Source organism: Streptomyces tubbatahanensis (genome assembly GCF_022699385.1).
Lineage (GTDB): Bacteria > Actinomycetota > Actinomycetes > Streptomycetales > Streptomycetaceae > Streptomyces > Streptomyces diacarni.
In genome coordinates, this window is sequence record NZ_CP093846.1 from 2420768 (window position 1) to 2442690 (window position 21923).

Annotated in this window: 20 protein-coding genes and 2 tRNA genes; 17 read left to right on the forward strand and 5 right to left on the reverse strand. The window is 73.6% G+C overall.

Features of this window, described 5'->3' with window-relative positions:
• The first annotated feature begins 19 nt into the window (after positions 1-19).
• The gene (locus MMF93_RS10435; RefSeq protein WP_242750921.1) at positions 20-526 is read left to right on the forward strand and encodes a MarR family winged helix-turn-helix transcriptional regulator; all 507 of its coding nucleotides are present in this window, start codon (positions 20-22) and stop codon (positions 524-526) included.
• A 67-nt stretch (positions 527-593) separates the two neighbouring features.
• Here MMF93_RS10435 and MMF93_RS10440 read toward each other — a convergent pair whose 3' ends face one another.
• Together MMF93_RS10440 and MMF93_RS10445 are read right to left on the reverse strand one after the other, a co-directional pair.
• Positions 594-1820 (reverse strand): PucR-like N-terminal domain-containing protein, encoded by a 1227-nt coding sequence (locus tag MMF93_RS10440; RefSeq protein ID WP_242750923.1) that lies wholly within the window; start codon positions 1818-1820, stop codon positions 594-596.
• 4 nt (positions 1821-1824) lie between these two features.
• Positions 1825-2154: a hypothetical protein gene (locus tag MMF93_RS10445; RefSeq protein WP_242750925.1), complete on the reverse strand. Its 330-nt coding sequence runs from the start codon at positions 2152-2154 to the stop codon at positions 1825-1827.
• Between the two features lie 383 nt (positions 2155-2537).
• Here MMF93_RS10445 and pgfA point away from each other — a divergent pair, with 383 nt between their 5' ends.
• The 9 genes from pgfA (at position 2538) to MMF93_RS10490 (ending at position 14714) form a co-directional block, all read left to right on the forward strand.
• On the forward strand, positions 2538-3512 hold the full coding sequence (pgfA, locus tag MMF93_RS10450; RefSeq protein ID WP_242750927.1) for a cell envelope lipid trafficking protein PgfA: 975 nt from the start codon (positions 2538-2540) through the stop codon (positions 3510-3512).
• Positions 3513-3799: 287 nt separating this feature from the next.
• Positions 3800-5110, forward strand: a complete 1311-nt coding sequence (locus MMF93_RS10455; protein WP_242750929.1) for a glycosyltransferase family 4 protein — start codon at positions 3800-3802, stop codon at positions 5108-5110.
• 8 nt (positions 5111-5118) lie between these two features.
• Positions 5119-5847, forward strand: a complete 729-nt coding sequence (locus MMF93_RS10460) for a class I SAM-dependent methyltransferase (RefSeq protein ID WP_242750930.1) — start codon at positions 5119-5121, stop codon at positions 5845-5847.
• Positions 5844-10331: an alpha-(1->3)-arabinofuranosyltransferase domain-containing protein gene (locus tag MMF93_RS10465; RefSeq protein ID WP_242750932.1), complete on the forward strand. Its 4488-nt coding sequence runs from the start codon at positions 5844-5846 to the stop codon at positions 10329-10331. The genes MMF93_RS10460 and MMF93_RS10465 overlap by 4 nt, the downstream gene beginning before the upstream one ends.
• Positions 10328-11830 carry a condensation protein gene (locus tag MMF93_RS10470; RefSeq protein WP_242750933.1) on the forward strand — a complete coding sequence of 501 codons (1503 nt, stop codon included), beginning with the start codon at positions 10328-10330 and terminating at the stop codon, positions 11828-11830. The genes MMF93_RS10465 and MMF93_RS10470 overlap by 4 nt, the downstream gene beginning before the upstream one ends.
• Positions 11831-11843: 13 nt before the next feature.
• Positions 11844-12662 carry a class I SAM-dependent methyltransferase gene (locus MMF93_RS10475; protein WP_242750935.1) on the forward strand — a complete coding sequence of 273 codons (819 nt, stop codon included), beginning with the start codon at positions 11844-11846 and terminating at the stop codon, positions 12660-12662.
• Positions 12662-13711, forward strand: coding sequence for a DMT family transporter (locus tag MMF93_RS10480; RefSeq protein WP_242750937.1), 1050 nt, complete (start codon positions 12662-12664; stop codon positions 13709-13711). The genes MMF93_RS10475 and MMF93_RS10480 overlap by 1 nt, the downstream gene beginning before the upstream one ends.
• Before the next feature lie 2 nt (positions 13712-13713).
• Positions 13714-13950: a Trm112 family protein gene (locus MMF93_RS10485; protein WP_242757452.1), complete on the forward strand. Its 237-nt coding sequence runs from the start codon at positions 13714-13716 to the stop codon at positions 13948-13950.
• A complete protein-coding gene (locus MMF93_RS10490) occupies positions 13947-14714 on the forward strand; it encodes an FkbM family methyltransferase (protein ID WP_242750939.1) in 768 nt (255 codons plus the stop codon). Before MMF93_RS10485 ends, MMF93_RS10490 begins: the two co-directional genes overlap by 4 nt.
• A gap of 56 nt (positions 14715-14770) precedes the next feature.
• Here the strand turns inward: MMF93_RS10490 and ku are convergent, their stop codons facing one another.
• Positions 14771-15841: a non-homologous end joining protein Ku gene (gene ku / locus MMF93_RS10495; protein WP_242750940.1), complete on the reverse strand. Its 1071-nt coding sequence runs from the start codon at positions 15839-15841 to the stop codon at positions 14771-14773.
• Between the two features lie 30 nt (positions 15842-15871).
• Between ku and ligD the strand changes: the two genes are divergently transcribed.
• Positions 15872-16783 carry a non-homologous end-joining DNA ligase gene (ligD, locus tag MMF93_RS10500; RefSeq protein ID WP_242750942.1) on the forward strand — a complete coding sequence of 304 codons (912 nt, stop codon included), beginning with the start codon at positions 15872-15874 and terminating at the stop codon, positions 16781-16783.
• 103 nt (positions 16784-16886) lie between these two features.
• On the opposite strand, the gene MMF93_RS10505 is transcribed toward ligD, so the two are convergent.
• Positions 16887-17174 (reverse strand): YtxH domain-containing protein, encoded by a 288-nt coding sequence (locus MMF93_RS10505; protein ID WP_242750943.1) that lies wholly within the window; start codon positions 17172-17174, stop codon positions 16887-16889.
• Positions 17175-17365: 191 nt separating this feature from the next.
• Between MMF93_RS10505 and MMF93_RS10510 the strand changes: the two genes are divergently transcribed.
• The 6 genes from MMF93_RS10510 (at position 17366) to MMF93_RS10535 (ending at position 20499) form a co-directional block, all read left to right on the forward strand.
• Positions 17366-17438 (forward strand) — tRNA-Asn (locus MMF93_RS10510).
• Positions 17439-17716: 278 nt separating this feature from the next.
• Positions 17717-17790, forward strand: a tRNA-Ile gene (locus tag MMF93_RS10515).
• 421 nt (positions 17791-18211) lie between these two features.
• A complete protein-coding gene (locus MMF93_RS10520; RefSeq protein ID WP_242750945.1) occupies positions 18212-18445 on the forward strand; it encodes a hypothetical protein in 234 nt (77 codons plus the stop codon).
• 5 nt (positions 18446-18450) lie between these two features.
• Entirely contained in the window at positions 18451-19065 is a 615-nt protein-coding gene (locus MMF93_RS10525) for a Clp protease N-terminal domain-containing protein (RefSeq protein WP_242750946.1), read from the forward strand.
• 190 nt (positions 19066-19255) lie between these two features.
• Entirely contained in the window at positions 19256-19786 is a 531-nt protein-coding gene (locus MMF93_RS10530; RefSeq protein ID WP_242750948.1) for a hypothetical protein, read from the forward strand.
• A gap of 179 nt (positions 19787-19965) precedes the next feature.
• Positions 19966-20499 carry a hypothetical protein gene (locus MMF93_RS10535; protein ID WP_242750950.1) on the forward strand — a complete coding sequence of 178 codons (534 nt, stop codon included), beginning with the start codon at positions 19966-19968 and terminating at the stop codon, positions 20497-20499.
• 125 nt (positions 20500-20624) lie between these two features.
• Here MMF93_RS10535 and MMF93_RS10540 read toward each other — a convergent pair whose 3' ends face one another.
• Positions 20625-21713, reverse strand: a complete 1089-nt coding sequence (locus MMF93_RS10540; RefSeq protein WP_242757454.1) for a MalY/PatB family protein — start codon at positions 21711-21713, stop codon at positions 20625-20627.
• Positions 21714-21923 lie beyond the last annotated feature (210 nt).

Genomic DNA, 21923 nt, shown 5'->3' on the forward strand with positions numbered 1-21923 from the left:
AATGCGTTAGGCTGGTCGTATGGCAGCGGACACTCCTGTTGGGGACGTACGGAGCACCGAACAGGCCGGGGACGCGCTCGATGTCGAGGTGGCCGGGCTGATCGGCACGGTCGTCACGCGCTACCACGAGGAGTACGAGCTGGCCGCCTCCGCGCACGCGTTGACCGGCGCGCAGGCCCGGGTGCTCACCCTGCTGGCCCGCGGGGCCACCCCGATGCGACGGCTCGCCCGGCAGCTGAAGTGCGAGCCGTCCAACGTCACCGGCATAGTCGACCGCCTGGAGACGCGCGGGCTGGTCGAGCGCAGGCCGGATCCGGCCGACCGCCGGGTCAAGCTCGCCGCCGCCACCGACGAGGGGCTCGCCACGGCCGCCCGGCTGCGCGGCGAGCTCGGCTTCGCCGGGAAGCCGCTCAAGGGGCTCACCCCGGTCGAGCGGACCCTCCTGCGTGACCTGCTCAGACGCATGCTGGCAGAGGAAGGCGGCGGGGAGCAGCCGCACGACGGGATGCCCGAGGCCGACCGCTAGCTCGCCTCCCGCGGGCCTGCTGCCCTGGCTCCCGCGGACCGACCGGACCGAGCGGACCGGCCCTCGGTCAGGGCGCTTCCAGCTCGCCGCGCAACCGCATGGAACGGAGCACCAGTTCGAGCTCGAAGCGGCTGTCGGGATCGTCGATGTCGTCACCCCACAGTTCGCGGATCTGCCGCAGCCGGTAGCGGACGGTCTGCGGGTGCACCCCGAGGCGCGCTGCGACCTCCGGGGCGCCGCCGCGGGTCTCCAGCCAGGCCAGCAGTGTCTCGGCCAGCCTGCGGCTGTGGGCGGGACCGCAGGTCTCCAGCGGAGCGAGCCGGCGCCGGCCCAGCCCCGCGATCAGTTCCTCGGGCGGCAGCAGCACCAGGGCCTCCGTGTGCTCGGTGCAGTGCAGCAGCGCCCCGCCCGGCAGCAGTCCGCGCTCGATGAGGGCGACGGCGGTGACGGCCCAGCGCAGCGACTTGGCGGCCTCGGCCAGCGGCACCGGAGGCCCCACGGCGCCCGACCAGCCCGCGGTCGAGCGGCGCAACAGCTCCGGTCTGCCGGGTGCCTCGGGATCAGGTACCACCATGCGGGGCTGCTCGCACTCCATGTCAAGCAGCACCTCGTCGCCCACGGCGGGTGGCACGGCGGAGCGGGCAGGGCGCAGCAGGACGGCGACGGCGACGGTGCCCGGCACCCGCCAGCCGATGCGGGCGGCGCGGTCGGCGAGCAGGTCTGCGCGGTCGGCACCGCCGCGCGGCGGGTGCTCGGACAGCAGCAGGTCGAGCAGTCTGCGCTGGAGACGCAGCCGCTCCCCCGCCTGCCGGGCCGCTGCCTCGGCGTAGCCGCGTACCGACTCGGCGACCAGCCCGTCGAGGTACTGGAACCCGGATTCGGCCAGCTCGTACATCGCGGGCGGCGGAATCTCCATCTGGGTGCCGATCTCGGCGAGCCGGCGCCAGGCCAGCCGGATGCCCAGCCGGTAGACGGCCTGGAGGGAGTCGAGGCTGCGCCCCTGGAGCACCTCGCCGCGGCCGAACTCCTGGAAGACCTGCGGCGGCACGTGCGGCGCCTCAAGCCCCGTGGCCAGGTTCTCCACGAAGTGCTCCAGGGCCCGCCGGATGCCGACGAGGGCCATGGGCTCGCCCGTCTCGTCCAGTATCAGGGGCAGCGCGGGGTACTCGCGGCGGATGGCGGAGAGGATGTCCTGGGCGAGCACCGGCACCTCGCCCATGGCACGCCTCGCGAACTGCCGTACGCGCAGCGGTGGTACGTCCTGCCACGCCGAGCGGGCGGGTGCGGTCGGCACGGTGTCAGTTCCCCGGCGCGGCGGAGACCGGCGCGGGGTCGCCGGTGCGTTCGGTGTCGTCGTCGGAGGGTTCGGTGCCTCCGGAGGGTTCGGTGTCGGCGGAGGGTTCGGTGTCGCCAGCGGGCCCGGTGTCTTCGGAGCCCTCCGGGGAGGGCGACGGGAGCGCGGACTCGCCGAGGCCGGGGATCTCGTCGGGGGACGAGTGGAAGTGCACGAGCGGCACGTTGGGCTGCTCGGGGGTGGCGTTGAGCGCGGCGACGATGCCGAGGCCGGCGCCGACGGCGAGGCCGGCGGCGAGTACGCAGGTGAGCGCGGCGGCGAGGAGTCTGTGCATGGCGGAGGCGAACCTCTCTTCGTCGGTGCCGTGACGGCCGTGTGTGTCACGCGCGCACACGCCGGCCCGGTGCGACGGCTCCGCCCCAGGAGCCAACCCCTTGTGAGTTGCTGAGTGTCGGTGGGCATTGACTCCGTGTCAAGGTGCGGCCTACGGTTTCCGGCCCATACGGACCGTCCACACGAACTCCTCGTTCTCTCCGTCCCGTTCGCCTTCTCTCCGCACGGCTTTCGCTCGACCCGTCTTCGCACGGGCCGTCTCGCACGGCCCTGGACGGACGGCCCGGTTCCCGCACGCGCACTTCCCCGCCTCAGCGCCGTACCCGCTCCCCCTGGGACACCGCCCTCGGGGCGCGGGTCAACACACCCTCGGAGTGCCCCGTCATGCGCCGTTCCGCCTCACCCCTCGCCCTGGTCCTGCTGGGCCTCGGTGTCTTCCTGCTCGTCCTCGCGCCGATGCTGGCCTGGTACGTCGAGCCGCGGGCCAAACGCACCCCCACCGACGTGGACGTCACCTCCGTCTTCACGGGCCAGGGCAGGTACTTCGACCAGCAGGAACTCAAGACCAGAAGCGGCCAGAAGCTCACCGTCACGCGGCGCGTGCTGGGCGACGTCGCGGCCGGCGAGAAGAGCGGCCGCGCCGTGTGGGACGTCTCGCAGACCATCGACAACCCCAGGACGCGCAAGCTGGACGACCCGCGCAAGTCGTTCCAGTGGACGACGGAACGGCTGGTGACCGACCGCGAGACCAACCGCCCTGTGGACTGCTGCGGCTCCAAGCCCGACGACATCGCCGGGGAGGCGTATCTGAAGTGGCCGTTCGACGTGGAGAAGCGCGACTACGCCTGGTGGGACAGCAGCCTGGGCGGCACCGTGCCGCTGCGCTACAAGGGCGAGGCGACGGTGCACGGTCACAAGGGGCTGCGTTTCGCGGGAACGGTCGAGCCCACCCGGGCCGGCACCCGGCAGGTGCCGGGGCTGCTCGTGGACGAGCCGGAACGCGGCCAGGTCAACGCCGAGCAGTGGTACTCCAACACCGGCCTGGAGTTCGTCGTCGACCAGCGCACGGGGCGCATCCTGTACGCGGCGACAGGGCCGAAACTCGCGCTGCGCGCACCCGGCGGCAGGACCGACAAGGTGACGCTGCTGCAGAGTGACAAGCTGGAGTTCACCGACAAGACGCAGCGAGAGGCCGTCGAGCTGGCCGAGGACGACAACGCGCGGCTGCGGCTGGTGGGCAGCGTGGCGCCGGTCGGCGCGGCCGCTGCCGGCGCGGTGTGCGCGGCGGTCGGTGCGGTGCTGGTGGTCAGGGGCCGCCGGTCGCCGGCGGCCCGGACCGGGCCCGCCACCCATGGTTGAACACGCGACGGAGCGCGAAGTGATGAAGCTTCGGCCCGGCTCCGGGCGAAAATTGTCACTTCGGTGAGTAGCCACCCGCGAACGCTGCGGCGAACACTGAGCCTCCGACGTGCACCGCCCCGCACGCCTCCGGCACCTCCCCTGCGCACAACCTCCGCACCTCCTTCGCATGAGTTCCGCAAGGTTCCGCACTGCCCGCAAGCGCACCCGTAAGGTCCCGCAGGCTCACTCGCAACGTCTCGCACGGTCGGGTATCCCCCGCACCTCCGAGACGAGTTGGAGCACCCATGCCCCAGCACGTACGCGCATCACTGGTTTCCCCGCACGGCCCGCACACCGGCCTCCCGTCCGTCCCGGCGGGCGGACGGGAGGCCGGCCCCCGCAGAGCGCGGCAGGTCGCCGCGGGGTCACCCCGCCGCATCGTCTTCCTGGCACGGCGCGACCTGGACAACCCGGCCGCGGGCGGCTCCGAACTGCTGGTCGACCGGATCGCCGAGGGGCTCACCCACCACGGCCACCAGGTCACCCTGTTGTGCGGCGGCCCTGCCGCCTACCGCGACTACCGCGTCGTCTCGGCGGGCGGCGACGCGGCCCACTTCCTGCGGGCCCGGCGCGCCTTCGCGCAACAGGTGGGCGACTGCGACCTGCTGGTCGAGGTCTGCAACGGCATGCCGTACCTGGCTCCGCTGTGGCACAGCGGTCCGACACTGTGCCTCGTCAACCACGTGCACACCGACTTGTGGGGCATGCGCTACCCCGCGCCCGCCGCACGCCTCGGCCGGCGGCTCGAACACTGGGCGCTGGCCCGCAACCACCGGCACAACCTCAAGGTCGCCGTCTCGGGGTCGACCGCGACGGCGCTGGCCCGCATCGGCGTACCCCCCGGCGAGATCAGGATCGTGCACAACGGCGTCGAGGATCCGGGACCGCTGCATCCCGCCTCACCCGAGCCGCTGTTCCTGGCGATGGGCCGGCTCGTCGAGTACAAGCGCGTCGATCTGCTGCTGCGCCTGTGGGAGCGGGTGCGTCCGGTCACGGGGGGCCGGCTCGTCATCGTGGGCGAAGGCCCGGAGCGGCCCGCGCTGGAGGCGAGAGCGGGCGAGGGCGTCACCTTCGCCGGACACGTGAGCGAAGCCGACAAGCACCGGCTGCTGTGCCAGGCGTGGCTGCTGCTGCACCCCTCGCTGGTGGAGGGGTGGGGCCTGGTCGTGATGGAGGCCGCCGCGCGGTCCACTCCCACCCTCGGTTTCGACATCCCCGGGCTGCGCGACTCGGTCGAGGACGGGGTGACCGGGCTGCTGGCACGCGGCGAGAGCTCCTTCGCCGCCCACTGGTGCGCCCTGGCGCTCTCGGCGCGGCGCCGCCTGGCGCTGGGAGAGGCGGCGCGGCGCCGCGCCGACGGGTTCCGCTGGGCGCACACGGTCAGCGGGTTCCGGGCGGTGGCGGCGGAAGCGTACGCGCGCGCCACCGGAGCCGGCCGCGCTCCGGCGGCGGCGCCACTGCCAAACCCCGCCGCCCCCGCCGCCTTCGCCGACCCCACCGACCACGCCGACCCCGCCGATCACACTGCCCCCCACCCTGCCGCCACGGGGCGGTGACACCGGCCGTGCGGGACCCCTCCCTCAGACGCTCCCTCGTCCTCTTCCGCGCCTTCCTGCGCGAACAGTCGCACCCGGCCCACTGCTACGGCCTGCTCGCACGGGACGCCGTCGCGCAGGTGGAGCGCTACGTCCCGCTCGGCGGCCGCACCGTGGTGGACGTCGGCGGCGGCAGCGGGCACTTCACCGAGGAGTTCCGCCGCCGGGGCGCCGACTGCTTCTTGTTCGAGCCCGACCCGCGTGAGCTGCACGCGGGCGGGCGCAGCCCCGCCGGCGCGGTACTGGCCGACGGCTACCTGCTGCCGCTGGCCGACGGCGCGGCCGACGTGTGCTTCTCCTCCAACGTGCTGGAGCACGTGGCCGACCCGGTCACGTTCCTGTCCGAGATGGTCAGGGTGACCCGTCCCGGCGGGCTGATCTACGTCTCGTTCACCAACTGGTACTCGCCCTGGGGCGGCCACGAGACCTCCCCCTGGCACTGGTTCGGCGCCGAGCGCGCCCGCGCCCGCTACCTGCGGCGCACCGGACACGCCGCCAAGCACGCGCTCGGCGAGAACCTGTTCGCCGTCCACGTCGGCCCCACTCTCAGACACGTGCGCGCCCTGGACGACGTGCGGATCGTCGCGGCCCGCTCCCGCTACTGGCCGTTCCTCGCGCACGCCGTCACCCGCGTCCCCGTGCTGCGCGAGCTGGCCACCTGGAACCTCCTCCTCATCCTCCGGCGGTGTCCCTCATGACCACGACCGTCCAGGCGCCACCCCAGGCCCCGGCCCCCGCACCACGGACGGGACCGCCCCACGGAGCACCGAGGGGCCGGCGCTGGCTGTTCGGCTTCTGGGCGGCCGTGCTGGTCGCCTTCCTCGCCCCCTCGCCGGGGAAGATGACGTTCGAGACGAAGCTGGGCGTGGCCGCCGACCCGGGAAGGTTCCTCGGCGACCTGGGGCAGTTGTGGCACTCCAGAGGCGGCTTCGGCGGCATCTCCGACCAGTACGCCGGATACCTCTTCCCCTCGCTGCCCTACTACGGGCTGACCGACCTCGCGCACCTGCCGACCTGGCTGGCGGAACGGCTGTGGATGTCGCTGATCGTCGCGGCGGCGTTCTGGGGAGCACTGCGGCTGGCCGAGCGGCTCGGCGTGGGCACCTCACCCACCCGGCTGCTGGGCGCCGTGGTGTACGCGCTGTGGCCCACCTTCACCATCGTGATCGGCTCCACCTCCGCGGCCGCGCTGCCGGGTGCCGTGCTGCCGTGGGTGCTGCTGCCGCTCACCTCGCCGACGTCCGCACCACGGGTGGCGGCGGCCCGCTCCGCCCTGGCGATCCCGTTCATGGGCGGCGTCAACGCGGCCTCCACCCTGGCGGCGCTGCTGCCCGCCCTGCTGTACGTCGCCACCCGTACGGGCCGCAGGCGGCGCGCCCTGCTGGCCTGGTGGCTGCCCGGCGTCGTGGTGGCCACCCTGTGGTGGTGGGTGCCGCTGCTGCTGCTCGGCGCGTACGGCGAGGACTTCATGCCGTACGTGGAGAACGCCGAGACCACCACCGGCACCATGTCGGCCACCGAGATGCTGCGCGGCGCCGGCAACTGGACGGCCTATCTGCACTTCGGCGACCCCTGGCTGCCCGCGGGATGGACGGTGGCGGCCGGATGGCTCGCCATCCTGGGCGGCGCTGCCGCCGCCGCCCTCGGACTGGCGGGCCTGGCACGGCGCGACCTGCCCGAGCGGCGCTGGCTGCTGCTGTGCGTGCTGACCGTCACCGGCGTCGTCCTGGCGGGGTACGGGGGCGCACTGGGCGCGCCGTTCTCCGGCACCGTGCAGGACTGGCTGGACGGCTGGCTGCGTCCGTTCCGCAACATCTACAAGTTCCAGCCGGGGCTCGCCCTGGCGCTGGCCTTCGGGCTCGCCCACCTGTGCGCCGTGGCCGTCTCCACCCGCGGCACCCGCGCACTGCCGGGCCGCCCCCTGCTTCCGTGGGTGGCCGCACTGGCGGTACTGCCGGGACTGTGCCTGCCCTACCTGGGCGGGAACGTCCTCCAGCCCGGCGCGTTCGACAAGCTCCCCGCGCACTGGCAGCAGACCGCGGCGTGGCTGGAGGAACACTCCCCGCACACCCGCGCCTACGTCACCCCGGCGACCGCGCACGGCCTCTACACCTGGGGCTCTCCCATCGACCAGCCCCTCGACGTACTCGCCGCGTCCCCCTGGGCCCAGCGCGACTACGTCCCCTTCGGCAGTCCGGGAAACCGCAGGGCCACCGACGCGGTCGAACAGGCACTCATGAGCGGCGGCGAGGTCCCGGGGCTGGCCGACTTCCTGGCGCGCGCGGGCCTCTACTACGTCGTCGTACGCGGGGACCTGGACCCCGACCAGCTCGGCTACGTACCACCGCAGACCGTCAAACGGACGCTGGAGGAGTCGGGTTACGAGAAGGTCGAGGCGTTCGGGCCGCAGCTGACCGGGGGCCGCATCCCCGAGGGCACGCCCGTGCAGGTGGCCGGTTTCTATCCGCGCGGACAGGCCGTGGAGATCTACCGGCCGACCGGCGTCGAGCGGCCCGAACGGGCCACCGTGCAGCCCGTCTCGGACACCGCCGAGGTCAGCGGCGGCCCCGAGTCACTGCTGCCGCTCGCCGGCGACCCGCGCCTCAAGGGGCGGCCCGCCGTGCTGCGCGGCGACAGCCACCCGGGGCTCGGCGCGCCCGCGCTCCGGGTCAGGGGCGACGGGCTGCGCCGTGCCGACACCCGGTTCGGGCTGGTCAACACCAACACCTCGTACACCTACACGGCCACCGAGCGGAACCATCCCGACAGCCTCCAGCAACCCGGCGAGGAGCCCAAACAGATCCTGCCGACCGACGGCGTCCGGCATCAGACCACGTCCGTCCTGCGCGGCGCGGCCTCGGTGACGGCCTCCAGCAGCGGCAACTGGCTCTTCCACCTGCCCCAGTTCGACCCCGTGGGCGCCTTCGACGGCAACCCGGACACCGCCTGGGCCGAGGGCACGGCAGGAGAGCCCGAAGGGCAGTGGATCAAGGCGGAGTTCGACGACCGTGTCGACCTCCCCGCCTCGATCGAGGTGACGCCGCTGCCCGGCGACGCCACGCGCGCCGCGCCCACCCGCGTCACCGTGGAGACCGCGCACGGCAGCGAGTCCAGCTTCCTGCGCCCCACAGGAAAGACGCAGAAGGTCACGGCACCGCGGGGCGCGACGTCGTGGCTGAAGCTGACCATCACCGACGCGCAGACCCCACGGCCCGGGCTCTCCGGCGCCGGATTCGCCGACATCGGCATCCCCGGCGTCCAGGTGACCCGGCTGCTCAAGCTCCCCACCGACAGTGGGGGCAGCGGGAGCGGCGGGGATACCGGAGACGCCGGAGCGGACAGCGAGCTGATCTCCCTCCACCGCGGAGACGACCCCGGCGGTCTGGCACCTGCCGCCTCCGAGGCGGGGCTGCACCGCACGTTCTCCACGGAGCGCGAAGGCGACTACGACGTGCGCGCCCGCGCCCTGCCCGTGGCGGGCGACGCGCTCGACCGGCTGCTGGACGAGGCCGCCCCAGGACCCCGCGAGCGGATCACCGCCACCGCCGACTCGACGGCCAGGACAGGACGCTCGCTGAGCGCGCGCAACCTGGTGGACGGCAACCTGTCCACCGCGTGGATCGCCGGGGACAAGCCGACGATCCGGCTCAAGTGGCCCGAGAAGAAGGAGATCGGCGAGATCGTCCTGGCACCTGCGGGCGGCATCTCCGCCGCGGCCGAGGAAATCCGCATCAGCTCACCGGACGGCGCGGCGACCGCCGGCGTCGACAAGAACGGCCAGGCCCGGTTCGAACCCATCGAGACGGACCAGCTGACGCTCACCGTCACCAAGACGCGGAAGGTGACCGTCCACAATCCGCTCGCCGACCGCGAACTCCCCCTGCCCGTCGGGCTCAACGAGGTGTACCTGCCCGCGCTCGACGAGTACCGCGTGACCGCGCCCAGCGCGGACCAGACGTTCGGCCTGCCCTGCGGCAAGGGCCCGATGCTCGCCGTCGACGGGACGCTGCACGCCACCAAGGCGTCCGGCACCGTGCGCGATCTGACGTTGCGGCGGCCCGTCGACGTGGAACTGTGCGCGGGGGAAGCCGAGGACGGCAGCCTGCGGCTGGACGCGGGCCGGCACACGGTGGAGGCCGGCGACAGCGGGCCGCTGGCCCTCACCCAGGTGACCCTGGGAACCGGCGAGCAGGGCGCCGCCGCCGCGCCGCGGGGCGCCGAGGGCGAGACACCTGCCGCGTCCCGTGCCTCCTCCGGTTCCGCCGCCCCGGACTCCGAGGCCTCCCGCGCCGGCAACGAGCGCGAGAGCACCGTGCGCGACTGGACGGGCGACGAGCGCACCGTCGAGGTCGCCGGCGGGCCGGCCTCCTACCTCGTCCTGCACGAGAACGCCAACGAGGGCTGGAAAGCCACCCTCGACGGCAAGGAACTGCGCCCGCTGCGGCTCGACGGCTGGCAACAGGGCTTCCTCGTCCCGGCCGGCGAAGAGGGCACCGTCGAGCTGGAGTACCGGCCGGCCACCTGGTACACGGCAGGACTCGTGGCCGGCGGCCTGGGCATCGCCGCGCTGCTCGGCCTCGCCTTCCTCGCCCCCCGGCGCGGCAGGCCGCTGGGGGCGGACGACGAGGGCACGGTGCCCGCACCCGGCCCGGTCCTGGGCACGGTGGCGCTCACCTGTGTGGTCGCCCTCGTGGCAGGTCCGTACGCGCTGATCGTGCCCGCACTGGCGGTGCTCGCCCGGCTCAGGCCCGGCATCCTCGTGCCGGTGGCGCTTGTGGCCATGGCGGGCGCCGGGGTGGTCGCGGCCCTCGGCGCGGGGTCGGCCGTCGCCGAGGGCCGGGGCGCCTTCGGGCACGCCGCACAGGCACTGGCGCTGCTCGCCCTGACCGCCGCGCTGGTGACGCTGCCCGCACGGGAGCGCGGAGCCGCCCCTGGGACGGAGCCCGGCACGCCGGTGCTCGGGCCCCCGCACCCGCCGTTCGAGCAGTCCGAGCAATCGGTGCAGTCCGTGCAGTCCGGGCAGTCCGTGCAGTCCGCCCAGTGGGGGCCGAAGCAGCCTCCGTCCGCACCGTACGAAGGGACGCACGATACGGACGAGGGGACGCACGGAGGGACGCACGATACGCGGGGAGGGACGCGCAGAACCGGCGCGCCGCGCGAGGGGGAGGGGACGGCCCCATGACAGCACCGCACATGGGCGCTGACAGCGGCGCGGGCGCGCACGCGCGCGACAGCGTCAGCGCTCCGGAGTCGAGGGCCGCCGGGGAGCGCCCTGGCTCGGCGATCGTCTCCGGCGGCGGTGCCGGCCCGCCGTCCGCGGGGCTGCCCCACCCGCCGGCACCCGGTGAGCGCCGCATCCCCTTCCCCACCGTCGACGAGATCACCCGGCACTGTCTGGACGACGACGAGCCGGAAACGGTGCACGTGGAGATCCACTTGCCCGCCGTACCCGACCCCGACCGGCTGCGGCAGGCGTTCGGTGAGGCGATGCGACGGCATCCGCGCATCCTGATGCGCCAGTCGCCGTCGCGCTGGTGGCGGTCGCGCTACACGTGGGTGCTCACGGGCGAGCCCGACCGCGACCCGGTCGCCTTCCCCGGCGGGACGCTCCAGGAAGCGCGGCGACGCGCGCTCGCCCAGTGCCCTCCGCTGGACGCCTCCCCGCCGTTCCGCGCCGAGGTGATCGAGAACCTCCAGGGCGCCGAGAACGGAGGCGGCTGCGTCCTGCTGGTGACGATCAACCACACGGCGCTGGACGGCCCGGCCTGTCTGCGGGTCATCGCCACGGCGGCGCACCTGTACGGCGGCGCGGACAACGCCCCCGCGCCACCGCCCGTACGGGCGCCCCGCACTCCTGGGCGCACGAGAGCCGGCACCGAAGCGCCCGCCCGCTCCTGGACGCGGCCGGCGCGCGTCGCGGCGCACACCCGCCACCCCGACGCCCCGGGCAACGGCATGCTGATCGCCGACCTGCCGGTGCCGGCCCGGCCGCCCCGCGCCGCCGGGGAAGCCGGCCCCTACACGGTCAACGACCAACTGCTGGTGGCCACCTGGCTGATGGTCGCCCGGTGGAACAGCGCGCACGCGGCGCCGGTGCGTCCCGTCCGCGTCACCATGCCCGTGGACGACAGGCCCCGCACGGCAGACATGCCCATCGGCAACGGCACCCGGCTGGTGGAGGTCGGCTTCGGGCCCGAGGAACGCGCGCTGCACGCGTCGCTGGTGGCGCCGGGAGCGGCCGGCCGGAGCGCGGTCGAACAGCTGCTGCGGGCCACCGCCGTCCGCACCCGCGCGCTGAAGTCCGCCGACCGCCCCCAACTCGGCTTCAGCGCCGGCCTGCTGACCACTCCCCTGCTGCCCGTCGGGCTGCGCGCGGCCGGCACCCGTGCCCTGCGCGGCGCGGCCGCCCCGTGGGCCTCCAGCGTGCTGCTCTCCAACATCGGGCGCGTGCCCTACCCGCTGGACTTCGGCGACGCGGGGCGTGCCCGCGCCGTGTGGTTCTCCGCACCGGCGAAGCGCCCGCGCGGCCTGTCGGTCACCACCGTCTCCACGGGCGGGCGGCTCCAGTTGGCGCTGCGCTGGTCGCACGCCCGGCTGGACGACGAGGCGGGCCGGCGCCTCGGGGACCTGTTCACCGACGCGCTGGCGGAGACGGCGCACGTGGCGGACGAGCCGAGCTGAGGGAGGAACCGCGATGAGCGGCGGCACAGTACGCACCGGGCACCGGCACGACGGGACGCACGAGAGGACGTACGACGCGGAAGGCGGTCTGCGGGAGTTGTACGAGGATCCGGCCACTCCGGTCGCCTCGGGGCCAGAGCGCGCACGCCGCCAGGCGGCCGTCCTCTCCCGCGCGCTGGGGTCCGTCCCCTCCACCGTGCTGGACATCGGCTGCGGCGACGGCACCGCGGCCGCCGCCGCGGCCACCGCCCTGGCCCGGCACCGGATCGTCGGCGTCGACTGGTCGCAGGACGCGCTGCGCCGCGCCGCCGCACACCTGAGCGCCGTACGCGGCGAACTGTCCGCGCCCGGGCTCCCGTTCGCGACCGGCGCAGCGGACGCCGTGCTCTTCTCCGAGGTGATCGAGCACCTGGTCGATCCGGACGCCGCCCTGGACGAGCTGCACCGGGTACTGCGCCCCGGCGGGCACCTGCTGCTGTCCACCCCTAACCTCGCCGCCTGGTACAACCGCCTGCTGCTGCTGTGCGGCACCCAGCCGGTGTTCTCCGAGGTGTCACTGCGCGGCATACACGGCCGCCCCGGGTCCCAGGTCGTCGGACACCTGCGGCTGTACACGGCGCGGGCGTTGCGCTCCCTGCTGCCGGCCGCCGGTTTCCGCGTCGTACGGATCACCGGGGCGCCCTACCACGACGTACCGCGCCCGTTCCGCCCGCTGGACCGCGTCGCCTGCCACACGCCGTCCCTGGCGTCCATCCTGCTGGTACACGCCCGCGCGGTGCCGGGACGCGAGCGCGGGCCACACGCCGAACCCGCCCCGCGGGAGGGCGGCTGATGGCCGTCGGCGTCGCGGCGGCGCTGCTGGCCAACCTGCTGTTCAGCATGGGCTTCGTCATCGAGAAGCGGGCGCTGTCCGCCCTCCCGCCGCTGTCCGCCGGGCGGCCGGCGCGGCTCGTCTCGCACCTGCTGCGCAGCCCGCTGTGGCTGGTCGGCGCCGCCTCGCTGCTGCTGGGCTTCGCCGCGCAGCTCGCCGTCTACCGCACGCTGCCCCTCGTCGCCGCGCAGGGCCTGTTCGTGACCGGACTCGTGATGCTCCTCCTGCTGTCCACGGCTCTCCTGGGCGAGAAGCCCGGCCGGCGCGAACGGATGGGGATGGCGGCGATCCTGGCGGCGCTCGTGATGAGCGTCGCGTCGCTGCGGGACAGCTCCGAGACGATCAGCGCTCTGGCGCCCGCGCCCCTGCTGCTCGCCCTGAGTCTGCCGTCCCTGGCCGTGGGCCTCGGGCTGTTCCTGACCGCCGAGCGCCGCTCACGCCGGCGCCACCGGCTGCCCACCGCCGGCGTGCCCTACGGGGTGGCGGTCGGCTTCCTGTACGGGGTCAGCTCACTGGCCATCAAGGGCGTCGCGGGGCTCCTCGACCCCGGCGACGTGCGCGGCACCGTGGTCTCACTCGCCACCTCCCCGTACCCGTACCTGCTGGCCTTCACCGGCACGACGGGACTCGTCCTGTCCCAGACCGCGCTCCAGCGCTGCCGCGCCTCCCTGGTGGTGCCCGTGTGCACCACCGTCAACTTCCTCTACGCGTCGGTCAGCGGCACCGTCGCGTTCGCCGAGCCGCTGCCCGACGAGCCGCTGCGGCTCGCCCTGCGACTGGGCGGCGCCCTGCTCGCCATCTGCGTCCTGGTGGCCCTGCCCCGTCACGACGCCGGCCCCCGCCCCGACCACGCCCCCGCCGCCGGCACCGCGGCGAACAGCGCGCCGGAAGAAGGGCTCCCCGCGGGCGGCCACGGGCCCAGGGCGCTGCCACCGGCCGGGCGCCCGCTGTCGGCGACGCTGCCGCCCGCCCGCCCCGAGAGCCCCCACCACGCACCCGAAAGGCCGTGACCATGCCCAGCCTCTCCGCCGACGACCCCCTCCTGAGGATCCTCGCCTGTCCCCTGGACAAGGGGCCGCTCGTCTGGATCGAGCCGGACCAGACGCTCTACAACCCCCGGCTGCGCCGCCGCTATCCCGTTCTCGACGGCATACCGCAGCTTCTTCCGTCCTCCGGCGAACAGGTCGCGGACGAGGAGCATCAGCGGCTCATGGAGGCGACGGCCGCCCCGGAAGAGCCGGCGCCATGACGCTCGCCTCCCGCCTCGGCCCCCACCTGCCCCGGCGCCTGCTGACCGCGGGCACCGACTGGCTCTACCCGCGCTTCGAACCGGAACTCGGCCGCCTGTGCGACTACTGTCCGCCCGGCGGTACGGCGGTCGACGTCGGCGGCTGGTACGGGCCGTGGACGCGCCGGCTGGCACTCCGCGCCGACCGCGTCGTCACCCTCGAACCCGTCCCGCACCTGGTCCGCCACCTGCGGGCCACGGCGCCGCCCAACGCGCGGATCCTCCAGGCGGCGGCCAGCGACCACGCGGGCAGGGCGACCCTGTGGCTGCCGCCCGACGGGCGCGGGGACCGGGGCGTGTCCTCCCTGGTGCGCCGCGAGGTGCACGCGGCCTCGCTGGACGTGCCCTGCCTCCCACTGGACGCGTTGGGGCTGACGGACGTCTCCCTCGTCAAGATCGACGTGGACGGCGGTGAGCGAGCCGTCCTGCACGGCGCCGAGGCGACCCTCGCCCGGGAGCGGCCCGCGCTCTTCATCGAACTGGAAGCGCGTATCCAGCCGCTCCCCCCGGTGCTGTCACAGCTGGCCGCGCTCGGCTACAGCGGCTGGGTGCTGCCCGCGGACACCTGGGTGCGGCTGGCCGACTTCGACCTGGCGGCACACCAGCGGCGCACCGTGCACGTCGCCGACCACGGGCTGCTGCGACGCTCCCTCGCACCGCACCGCCGCTACGTGAACTCGGCCCTGTTCCTGCCCGAGGGCCGCAGACCGCAGCGGCACGGGTAGCCGCCGCCCCTGCCGAGCCCCACCGCCGTTCAGACGGTTCAGGCGGTTCAGGCGGTTCAGGCGGTCTTGCGGGGGCGGGCGGCCTTCTTGGCGGCCGTCTTCTTCGTGCTCTTGGAGGCGGCCTTGTCCGTGCTCGTGGACGCGGACCGCTTCGTGCTCTTGCCCTTGCCCGCAGACCCCTTCGCGGCGGGCTCCTTCGCCGCGGACTTCTTCGTGGCGGACTTCTTCGTGGCCGTCTTCTTCGACGCCGCCTTCTTCGACGCCGCCTTCTTGGCCGGGCGCTCGCCCGAACGGCGCTCCGCCAGCTCGTGCACCGTCGCCTCGCCGTCCTCCCCCGCGTCCCGCCCGCCGCGCGCCTCCTCCACACTGCGCTCCAGCACGGCCATCAGGTCCACCAGCTTCCCGCCGCCGGCCTCCGTCCTGCGGCGCAACTCGTCGGGCGGCGGCTCCACGCCCTCGGCCTTGGCCCGTACGAGCTCCTCGAGCGCCTCCCGGTACTCGTCGCGCAGGTCGCTCCAGTCGAGCTCGCCCAGCGTCTCCATCAGGGTGTCCGCCAGATCCAGCTCCTGATCCCGCACGGCGACCTCCCCCTCGGGCGCCACACCACTGGCCGACCTGATCTCGTCCGGCCACAGCATGGTGTGCAGGGCGAGCGCGTCCTCGTACACGCGCAGCATCCCCAGGCTCTCCCGCGCACGCAGCGCCAGCTTGGCGACGGCGACCTTGCCCGATCTCTTGAGGGCCTCGCGCAGCAGCACGTACGGCTTGTCGGCGCGCTGCCCGTCCGCGGCCAGGAAGTACGAGCGGTCGAGCTGGATGGGGTCGATGTCCTCGGCGGGGACGAAGCCGAGGATCTCCACCGTCTTGGCGGTGGGCAGGGGGAGCGCCGCCATGTCGTCGTCGGTGAGGAGGATCGTGCGCCCCTCCTCCGTCTCGAAACCGCGGCCGATCTCCTCGCGCGGGACCTCCTGCTCGTCCAGCTCGCACACCTTGCGGTAGCGGATGCGGCCCCCGTCGTCCGTGTGCACCTGGTGGAAGGAGACGCTGTGGTTCTCGGTGGCGGACACCACCTTGATCGGGATCGAGACCAGCCCGAAGGAGACGGTCCCTTTCCAGATTGAACGCATACTTTGTCCCTTCTATGGGACTCTCAGGTTATGCCGCACACGGAGATCGGGGGCCACCGGCTGGCCCTCAGCAACCTCGACAAGGTGCTCTATCCGGCGACGGGTTTCACCAAGGGAGAGGCGATCCACTACTACGCCTCGATCGCCGACGCCGTCCTGCCTCACCTCGACGGACGCCCGCTCTCCTTCCTGCGCTACCCGGACGGCGTGGAGGGCGAGAAGTTCTTCACCAAGCACGTCCCCCCTGGCACGCCCAGCTGGGTGACGACCCGCAAGATCAACGTCGTCAGCAAGGAGCCGCTGCACCAGGTCCTCATCCAGGACGAGGCGACGCTGGTGTGGGCCGCGAACCTCGCCGCGCTGGAGCTGCACACCCCGCAGTGGCGCTCCGACCACCAGGCCAAGGCCGACCGCCTCGTCTTCGACCTCGACCCCGGCGAAGGCGCCGACATCCTGGACTGCCGCACCCTCGCCGACTGGCTGCGCGCACGCGCCGCCGACGACGACATCACCCTGCTGCCCAAGACCTCCGGCTCGAAGGGCCTGCACCTGATCGCCGCCCTCGAACGCACGCCCTCGGACCAGGTGTCGGCGTACGCGAAGAAGCTCGCCCAGGAGGCCGAGGCGGACATGCCGGAGCAGGCGGTCAGCAAGATGGCCAAGAACCTGCGTGGCGGCAAGGTCTTCGTGGACTGGTCGCAGAACAACCAGGCCAAGACGACCGCCGCGCCCTACACCCTGCGCGCCAAGGACCGGCCCACCGTCTCCACGCCGCTGACCTGGGACGAGCTCGCCGCTGCCCGGAAGCCGGAGGACCTCGTCTTCCTCACTTCCGACCTCCCTGCCCGCGTCGAGGAACACGGCGATCTGCTGGCGCCGCTGCTCGCGGAGGAGAAGAAGGGCAGCGGCAAAAAGAACGCGCGCGGCCGGATTCCCCGGTAGCGGCGGCAGCGCCGGGGAACGTGCCGCGGGAGCGCCGGGGAGCGGGACGCACTGCGGCAGCCCCGGCCGCCCGGGGCCGGGGCTGCCGCAGTGCGCCGGGGGTCTAGCGACCCTCGGCGCCCCACTCGTCGCCGGAGCGGGCGCGGTGGTCCCGGACCGTGCGCACACGGTCACCGAGCGAGGAGGGGAGCCGGTCCTGGACACGGTCGGCCGCCTTGGAGGCGGCCTGCCGCCCGCTGAGGGCCGCCGCCTCTCCCGCGTTGCGCACCGCCGGGTTCTCCGAGATCCTCCGCACGCTCTTCCTGATCTGCTCGTAGCGCTCGCGTCCCGCGCGGGCACCGAGCAGGTAGCCGACGGCCAGTCCGGACACGAACGTGAGCCGGTAGCGCATAGCTTTGCCCCTTCTCTCGGCCTTGAGGTCCATCTCCCGGCGTCCCGGCCGCGTCGGCCGCCGGGACGCCTCAAGGGGTACCGCGCATGCGCGGCGGCAATACCGATTTCGGAGCACCCCCTGGCATGCGCTAATGTATTCCCCGTCGCAAGGGAGCGCCCCGGCCACCGGGAGCGCGACCGGCGGGACATTCCCGTGTAGCTCAATCGGCAGAGCAGCCGGCTGTTAACCGGCAGGTTACTGGTTCGAGTCCAGTCGCGGGAGCAACAGTGGAAGGGGCCCCGGAGGGGCCCCTTCTCTTCTTCCGGCCCATGCCCGTCGCCGCCCTCCCCTTCGCTCCTCCTTTCGCCTTGCTCCTCGCCCACGGCCCCCTGGTCCGGGCGCTCGCGGGCCACTTCCGGGAAAGTGACGCCGACCGGGAACCGATCACCCCTGGTTCGGGGTCCTCACCTGCGTAGATCTCCCCCGGCGCGGGCGGGAGATCCTATGAACGGTTATGCTGCGGCAGACGGCGCGCACAGATGTGCGCGGTGCGCCGTTACGGGGCGGTAGCTCAGCCGGTTAGAGCAGCGGACTCATAATCCGTCGGCCGTGGGTTCGAGTCCCACCCGCCCCACGGGCGCAGGTGTCCGAAAAATCGGCGCCACCTGCACCTGAGCGCCCCACCCGGCCCCGGCCTGGTGGGGCGCTCAGGTATGTCAGGGGTGACTCGCGCGCACAGAAGGCGAGCCGGAGCGCCCCACCAGCCCCTCTTTCGAGTGAACCTCGGCATCACTCCTTCGGGCACCCGCTGGGCGCCCCCTTCCGCACCCCGGGCGGCGAACGCCCGCCGGGACCGGCCATGGTGAAAAGTCGTCACCCTCCCAGACCGGTGACGGCCGCACACCGGGTGCCCCCACCGGCCCCGCCCAGCCCGACTCGGCCGACCCAGCCCGGCTCGTCCGGCCCGACCCGGCCCGACCCCCGGAATCGAGACGGGCAGCAGGCGAGCGTCAACAATGGTTGACAGTTCCTCCGTGTCACCCTACGTTGACGTCATGGCAGGTACCGAAGCGCAGGAAGCGGTGCATACCGCTCAGGCCGCTCTGAACAGCGACCCGGCAGTCGGCCTGCGGGCCATCGCCGCGCTGCGGCGGCTCGCCGAGCGACTGGAGGCGCTCCAGGTCGACGGCGCCCGGCGCCAGGGCTGGTCCTGGGACGAGATCGGGGCGGCCCTGGGCGTCAGCCGACAGGCGGTGCACAAGAAGCACGCGAAGCGGAAGGGAAGGTGAGGCCGGTGTTCGAACGGTTCAGCAAGGAGGCGCGGGAGGTCGTGATCCGCACACAGGAGGAGGCCGAAGCACTGGGGCACGAGTGGATCGGCACCGAGCACCTGCTGCTCGCGGCGCTGCGCCACCCCGAGCAGCCGGGTGCGGCGACACTCACGCGACTCGGCGTCACCCCCGCCTCGTGCCGGGCGGCGGTCGCGGAAGTGGTGAGCGGGACGGGCGACGACCTCGGGCCGCAGGACGCCGCCGCGCTGCGGGCGTTCGGCATCGACCTGGAGGAGGTCCGCCGACGCGCGGAGGACTCGTTCGGCCAGGGCGCACTGGACGGCCCGGCGGGCACCGAGGACAGCGGCGCCCACGGACCGGCCGGGCGGCACCGGACCCGCGGCGGCCGGGCGCTGTCCCGGCACCTTCCGTTCGCCGCCCGGGCGAAGAAGGCGCTCAAGGACGCGCTGGGCGAGGCGCTGGCGCGCAAGGACCGGCGCATCGGCGTGGAGCACGTCGTGCTCGGCCTGTCGCGCTCCGACGACGCCCTCTCTCTGGGCGTCTTCGCCCGGCTCGGCGTCGCGCCCGAGATCCTGAGAGAACGGGTGCTCAGCGACCTGCGGGCGACCGCCGCCTGACACCGCCGGGGGCCGGGGGGCAGACGGGACGGATGTGGCTGACGTGACGTCAACTCGCCCCGTGTGCTCCCCGCGAGGAGTACAACCCCGGGCGGGGCCAACGTGTCTTACTGGGTATCCGGCGCATCGACCACATGCCTCGGATGTCTCGTATCCGACCGTTGTTCAGGAAAGAGGGGGAAAAATCTCCATGGGTTCCACTCGTTTCTCCAAGGGCGCACTTGTCGCGGCCACCACGGCACTGGTGCTGTTGCCGGCCGGCGCGGCGTACGCGGGCAGCGGCCCGGCCACCGGTCCTTCGCAGAAGCTGACCCGCACCTCGGCCCCCTCCCCGGAGGGGAACCCGGCGAGCAAGCGGGCACAGGCCTCGGGCGTCTGCGACGACGCGGTGCAGATCGGCGAGCGCGCGCTGATCAAGCGCGGCTCGGAAACACTTGCCTCCGTCAAACAGTTCTACTCGAAGAAGTGCCACGAGAACTACGCCTACCTGTGGGTGTGGGAGAGCTTCCGCAAGACCGCCGCGCCCTACGACGTGACCCTGGGCGTCTACAGCTACGACGACGACTCGGTGCACGCCGCCAAGGCGTGGAAGGCCACCAAGCAGCAGGAGTTCTGGTCCGAGGGGGCGAACACGGTCGAGGCCTGCACGTCCGCCGTGGGCTCGCTGCGCCCGGCGGGCTCGCCGCAGGCCTACCAGGCGTTCTCGCAGAAGCGCTGCTGAGCTCGGGGGCGACCGGGGGCCAATGACCGGGGTCCGGCACCGCGTTGGCGGGCCGGGCCCCGCTCGTACGACCCGCCGTGACGGGTGAATCCCGGCCGTGGACGCCGTGGGATCTTACTGTGATGCCCGATCCGGCCTTTTTGTCCGGAAGATCACGCTCTCCCTGAGGAGGAGACCCCATGCGTACCCTTCCGCCCGTCAAGGGCGCCCTCGTAGCCGCGGCCTGCGCACTGGCCCTGCTGCCCGCCGGTGCCGCCCAGGCCGGTTCCGGTCCGGCTCCCGCCCCTGGCGCCGACCGCGGGGCGACGGCCATGAACGCCGCCCCCGAGTCCGACGCCGCCGAGGGCTCGGCCCAGCAGGCACGCGTGTGCGCGGACGCCTACCAGATCGGCTCCACCGGCCACATCAAGCGCAAGGGCCACGTCATCGCGTCGGTGAAGCAGTTCTACTCGCCGCGCTGCAACCGCAACTACGGCTACCTGTACGTGTGGCAGAGCTTCCGGCAGAAGCACCCGCACTGGTCGACCAACATCGCCGTGTACGACTTCAAGACGCACAAGCTGGTGGGTCTGCGCAGCTGGAACCGCACCAAGGCGGCGTCCTTCTGGTCGTACCCCGCGGACACGGTGCGCCACTGCACGGCGGCCCGCGGCGTCGTGCGCGCCCCCGGCGACAGCAAGCAGAACTTCGCGTACTCCTCGAAGCGCTGCTGACGCGACCGCGCGCCCGCACCACCCCGCAGCACCCCGGACCCGTGACCGTACAGACCGGTCACGGGTCCGCCGCGTGCCCCGGGACCCGCCCCGGGCCCGCTGCTCCACGACCCGCACCGCGGCGCTCAGACCGCCGACGCCATCCGGCGCACGGCCTCGTCGAGAATGTCAGGCGAGGTCGCCAGATTGAGCCGCACATGCCCGGCTCCCCCGGTGCCGAAGGCGGGCCCCGAGTTGAGAGCCACCCGCCCGCGCTCCAGGAAGACGGCGGCCGGGTCGTCGCCCAGCCCCAGGGCGCGGCAGTCGAGCCACGCCAGGAAGGTGCCCTCGCCGGGGCGGTAGCCGACGTCGGGCAGGTGGCGCTCCAGCAGGCCGGCGAGCAGCCGCCGGTTGTCATCGAGCCCCTCCAGCAGGCTGTCGAGCCAGCCGGTGGCGTGCCGCAGCGCCGCGGTGTGGGCGAGGACTCCCAGATGGCTGGGCCCGTGGCCGACCTCTTCGGGCATGCGGGCCAGCTCGTCGGCCGCCTCGCTCCCCGCGAGGACGAGCGCGGCCTTGAGCCCGGCCAGGTTCCACGCCTTGGAGGCGGACATCAGGCTGAAGGCGTGCTCACCGCCGGGCACCGAGAGGTAGGGCACGTGGTGTGCGCCCGGCAGCACCACCGGCGCGTGGATCTCGTCGGCGACCACCCGTACGCCGTGCGCCCGTGCGCGAGCGGCCACACCGGTGAGTTCGCCGGCCGTGTGCACGGTGCCGGTGGGATTGTGCGGACTGCACAGCAGGTAGGCGGCCCGGCGGCCGCCCTCGACCGCCCGGGCGAAGGCGGTCTCCAGGGCGGCGGTCTCCAGCCGCCCCGCCCCGTCCAGCGGGGCCTCGACCACCCGGCGGCCCAGATGCGTCACGAACTGGTAGAAGGGCGTGTAGACGGGGGAGTTGACCACCACGGCGTCCCCAGGGCCGGTGATCAGCTTGAGCACCTCGACGGCGCCGAGCATCACGTCGGGGACGAGTGCCGTGCGCTCCGGCGGCACCTCCCAGCCCCAGCGGCGCCGGGTGAAGCCGGCGAGTGCCTGTGCGTAGACCGTGCCGGCCGGATAGCCGGTGTCGCCCAGGCGCACCGCCTCGGTGATCGCCTCGGCGACCGGTTCCGCCAGCGGCACGTCCATCTCGGCCACCCACAGGGGCAGCACGTCGGGTGCGTAGGTGCGCCATTTCATGCTGGTGCGGCGGCGCAGTTGGTCGAGGGTCAGGCGCCGCAGCGGGTCGGGCTCGGTCGCACGGGTCACAGGGGCTCCCTTCACGGCAACAGCAAGAGCAACAGCAAGAGCAACAGCAAGAGCAACAGCAAGGGCGACGGCAGCGGCAACAGCCACGGCGTCCGCGGTGCGGGCTTCCGGGGCGTCTCCCGGTGCGGAGGCGGTACGCGA

Bases quoted from the DNA above. Each gene is read 5' to 3' on its own strand.
- MMF93_RS10455 (WP_242750929.1), top strand. From the start codon at position 3,800: ATGCCCCAGCACGTACGCGCATCACTGGTTTCCCCGCACGGCCCGCAC.
- ligD (WP_242750942.1), top strand. From the start codon at position 15,872: ATGCCGCACACGGAGATCGGGGGCCACCGGCTGGCCCTCAGCAACCTC.
- MMF93_RS10540 (WP_242757454.1), bottom strand. From the start codon at position 21,713: ATGAAATGGCGCACCTACGCACCCGACGTGCTGCCCCTGTGGGTGGCC.
- MMF93_RS10435 (WP_242750921.1), top strand. From the start codon at position 20: ATGGCAGCGGACACTCCTGTTGGGGACGTACGGAGCACCGAACAGGCC.
- MMF93_RS10530 (WP_242750948.1), top strand. From the start codon at position 19,256: ATGGGTTCCACTCGTTTCTCCAAGGGCGCACTTGTCGCGGCCACCACG.
- MMF93_RS10465 (WP_242750932.1), top strand. From the start codon at position 5,844: ATGACCACGACCGTCCAGGCGCCACCCCAGGCCCCGGCCCCCGCACCA.
- MMF93_RS10480 (WP_242750937.1), top strand. From the start codon at position 12,662: ATGGCCGTCGGCGTCGCGGCGGCGCTGCTGGCCAACCTGCTGTTCAGC.
- MMF93_RS10475 (WP_242750935.1), top strand. From the start codon at position 11,844: ATGAGCGGCGGCACAGTACGCACCGGGCACCGGCACGACGGGACGCAC.
- MMF93_RS10505 (WP_242750943.1), bottom strand. From the start codon at position 17,174: ATGCGCTACCGGCTCACGTTCGTGTCCGGACTGGCCGTCGGCTACCTG.
- ku (WP_242750940.1), bottom strand. From the start codon at position 15,841: ATGCGTTCAATCTGGAAAGGGACCGTCTCCTTCGGGCTGGTCTCGATC.
- pgfA (WP_242750927.1), top strand. From the start codon at position 2,538: ATGCGCCGTTCCGCCTCACCCCTCGCCCTGGTCCTGCTGGGCCTCGGT.
- MMF93_RS10470 (WP_242750933.1), top strand. From the start codon at position 10,328: ATGACAGCACCGCACATGGGCGCTGACAGCGGCGCGGGCGCGCACGCG.
- MMF93_RS10535 (WP_242750950.1), top strand. From the start codon at position 19,966: ATGCGTACCCTTCCGCCCGTCAAGGGCGCCCTCGTAGCCGCGGCCTGC.
- MMF93_RS10490 (WP_242750939.1), top strand. From the start codon at position 13,947: ATGACGCTCGCCTCCCGCCTCGGCCCCCACCTGCCCCGGCGCCTGCTG.
- MMF93_RS10445 (WP_242750925.1), bottom strand. From the start codon at position 2,154: ATGCACAGACTCCTCGCCGCCGCGCTCACCTGCGTACTCGCCGCCGGC.
- MMF93_RS10520 (WP_242750945.1), top strand. From the start codon at position 18,212: ATGGCAGGTACCGAAGCGCAGGAAGCGGTGCATACCGCTCAGGCCGCT.
- MMF93_RS10485 (WP_242757452.1), top strand. From the start codon at position 13,714: ATGCCCAGCCTCTCCGCCGACGACCCCCTCCTGAGGATCCTCGCCTGT.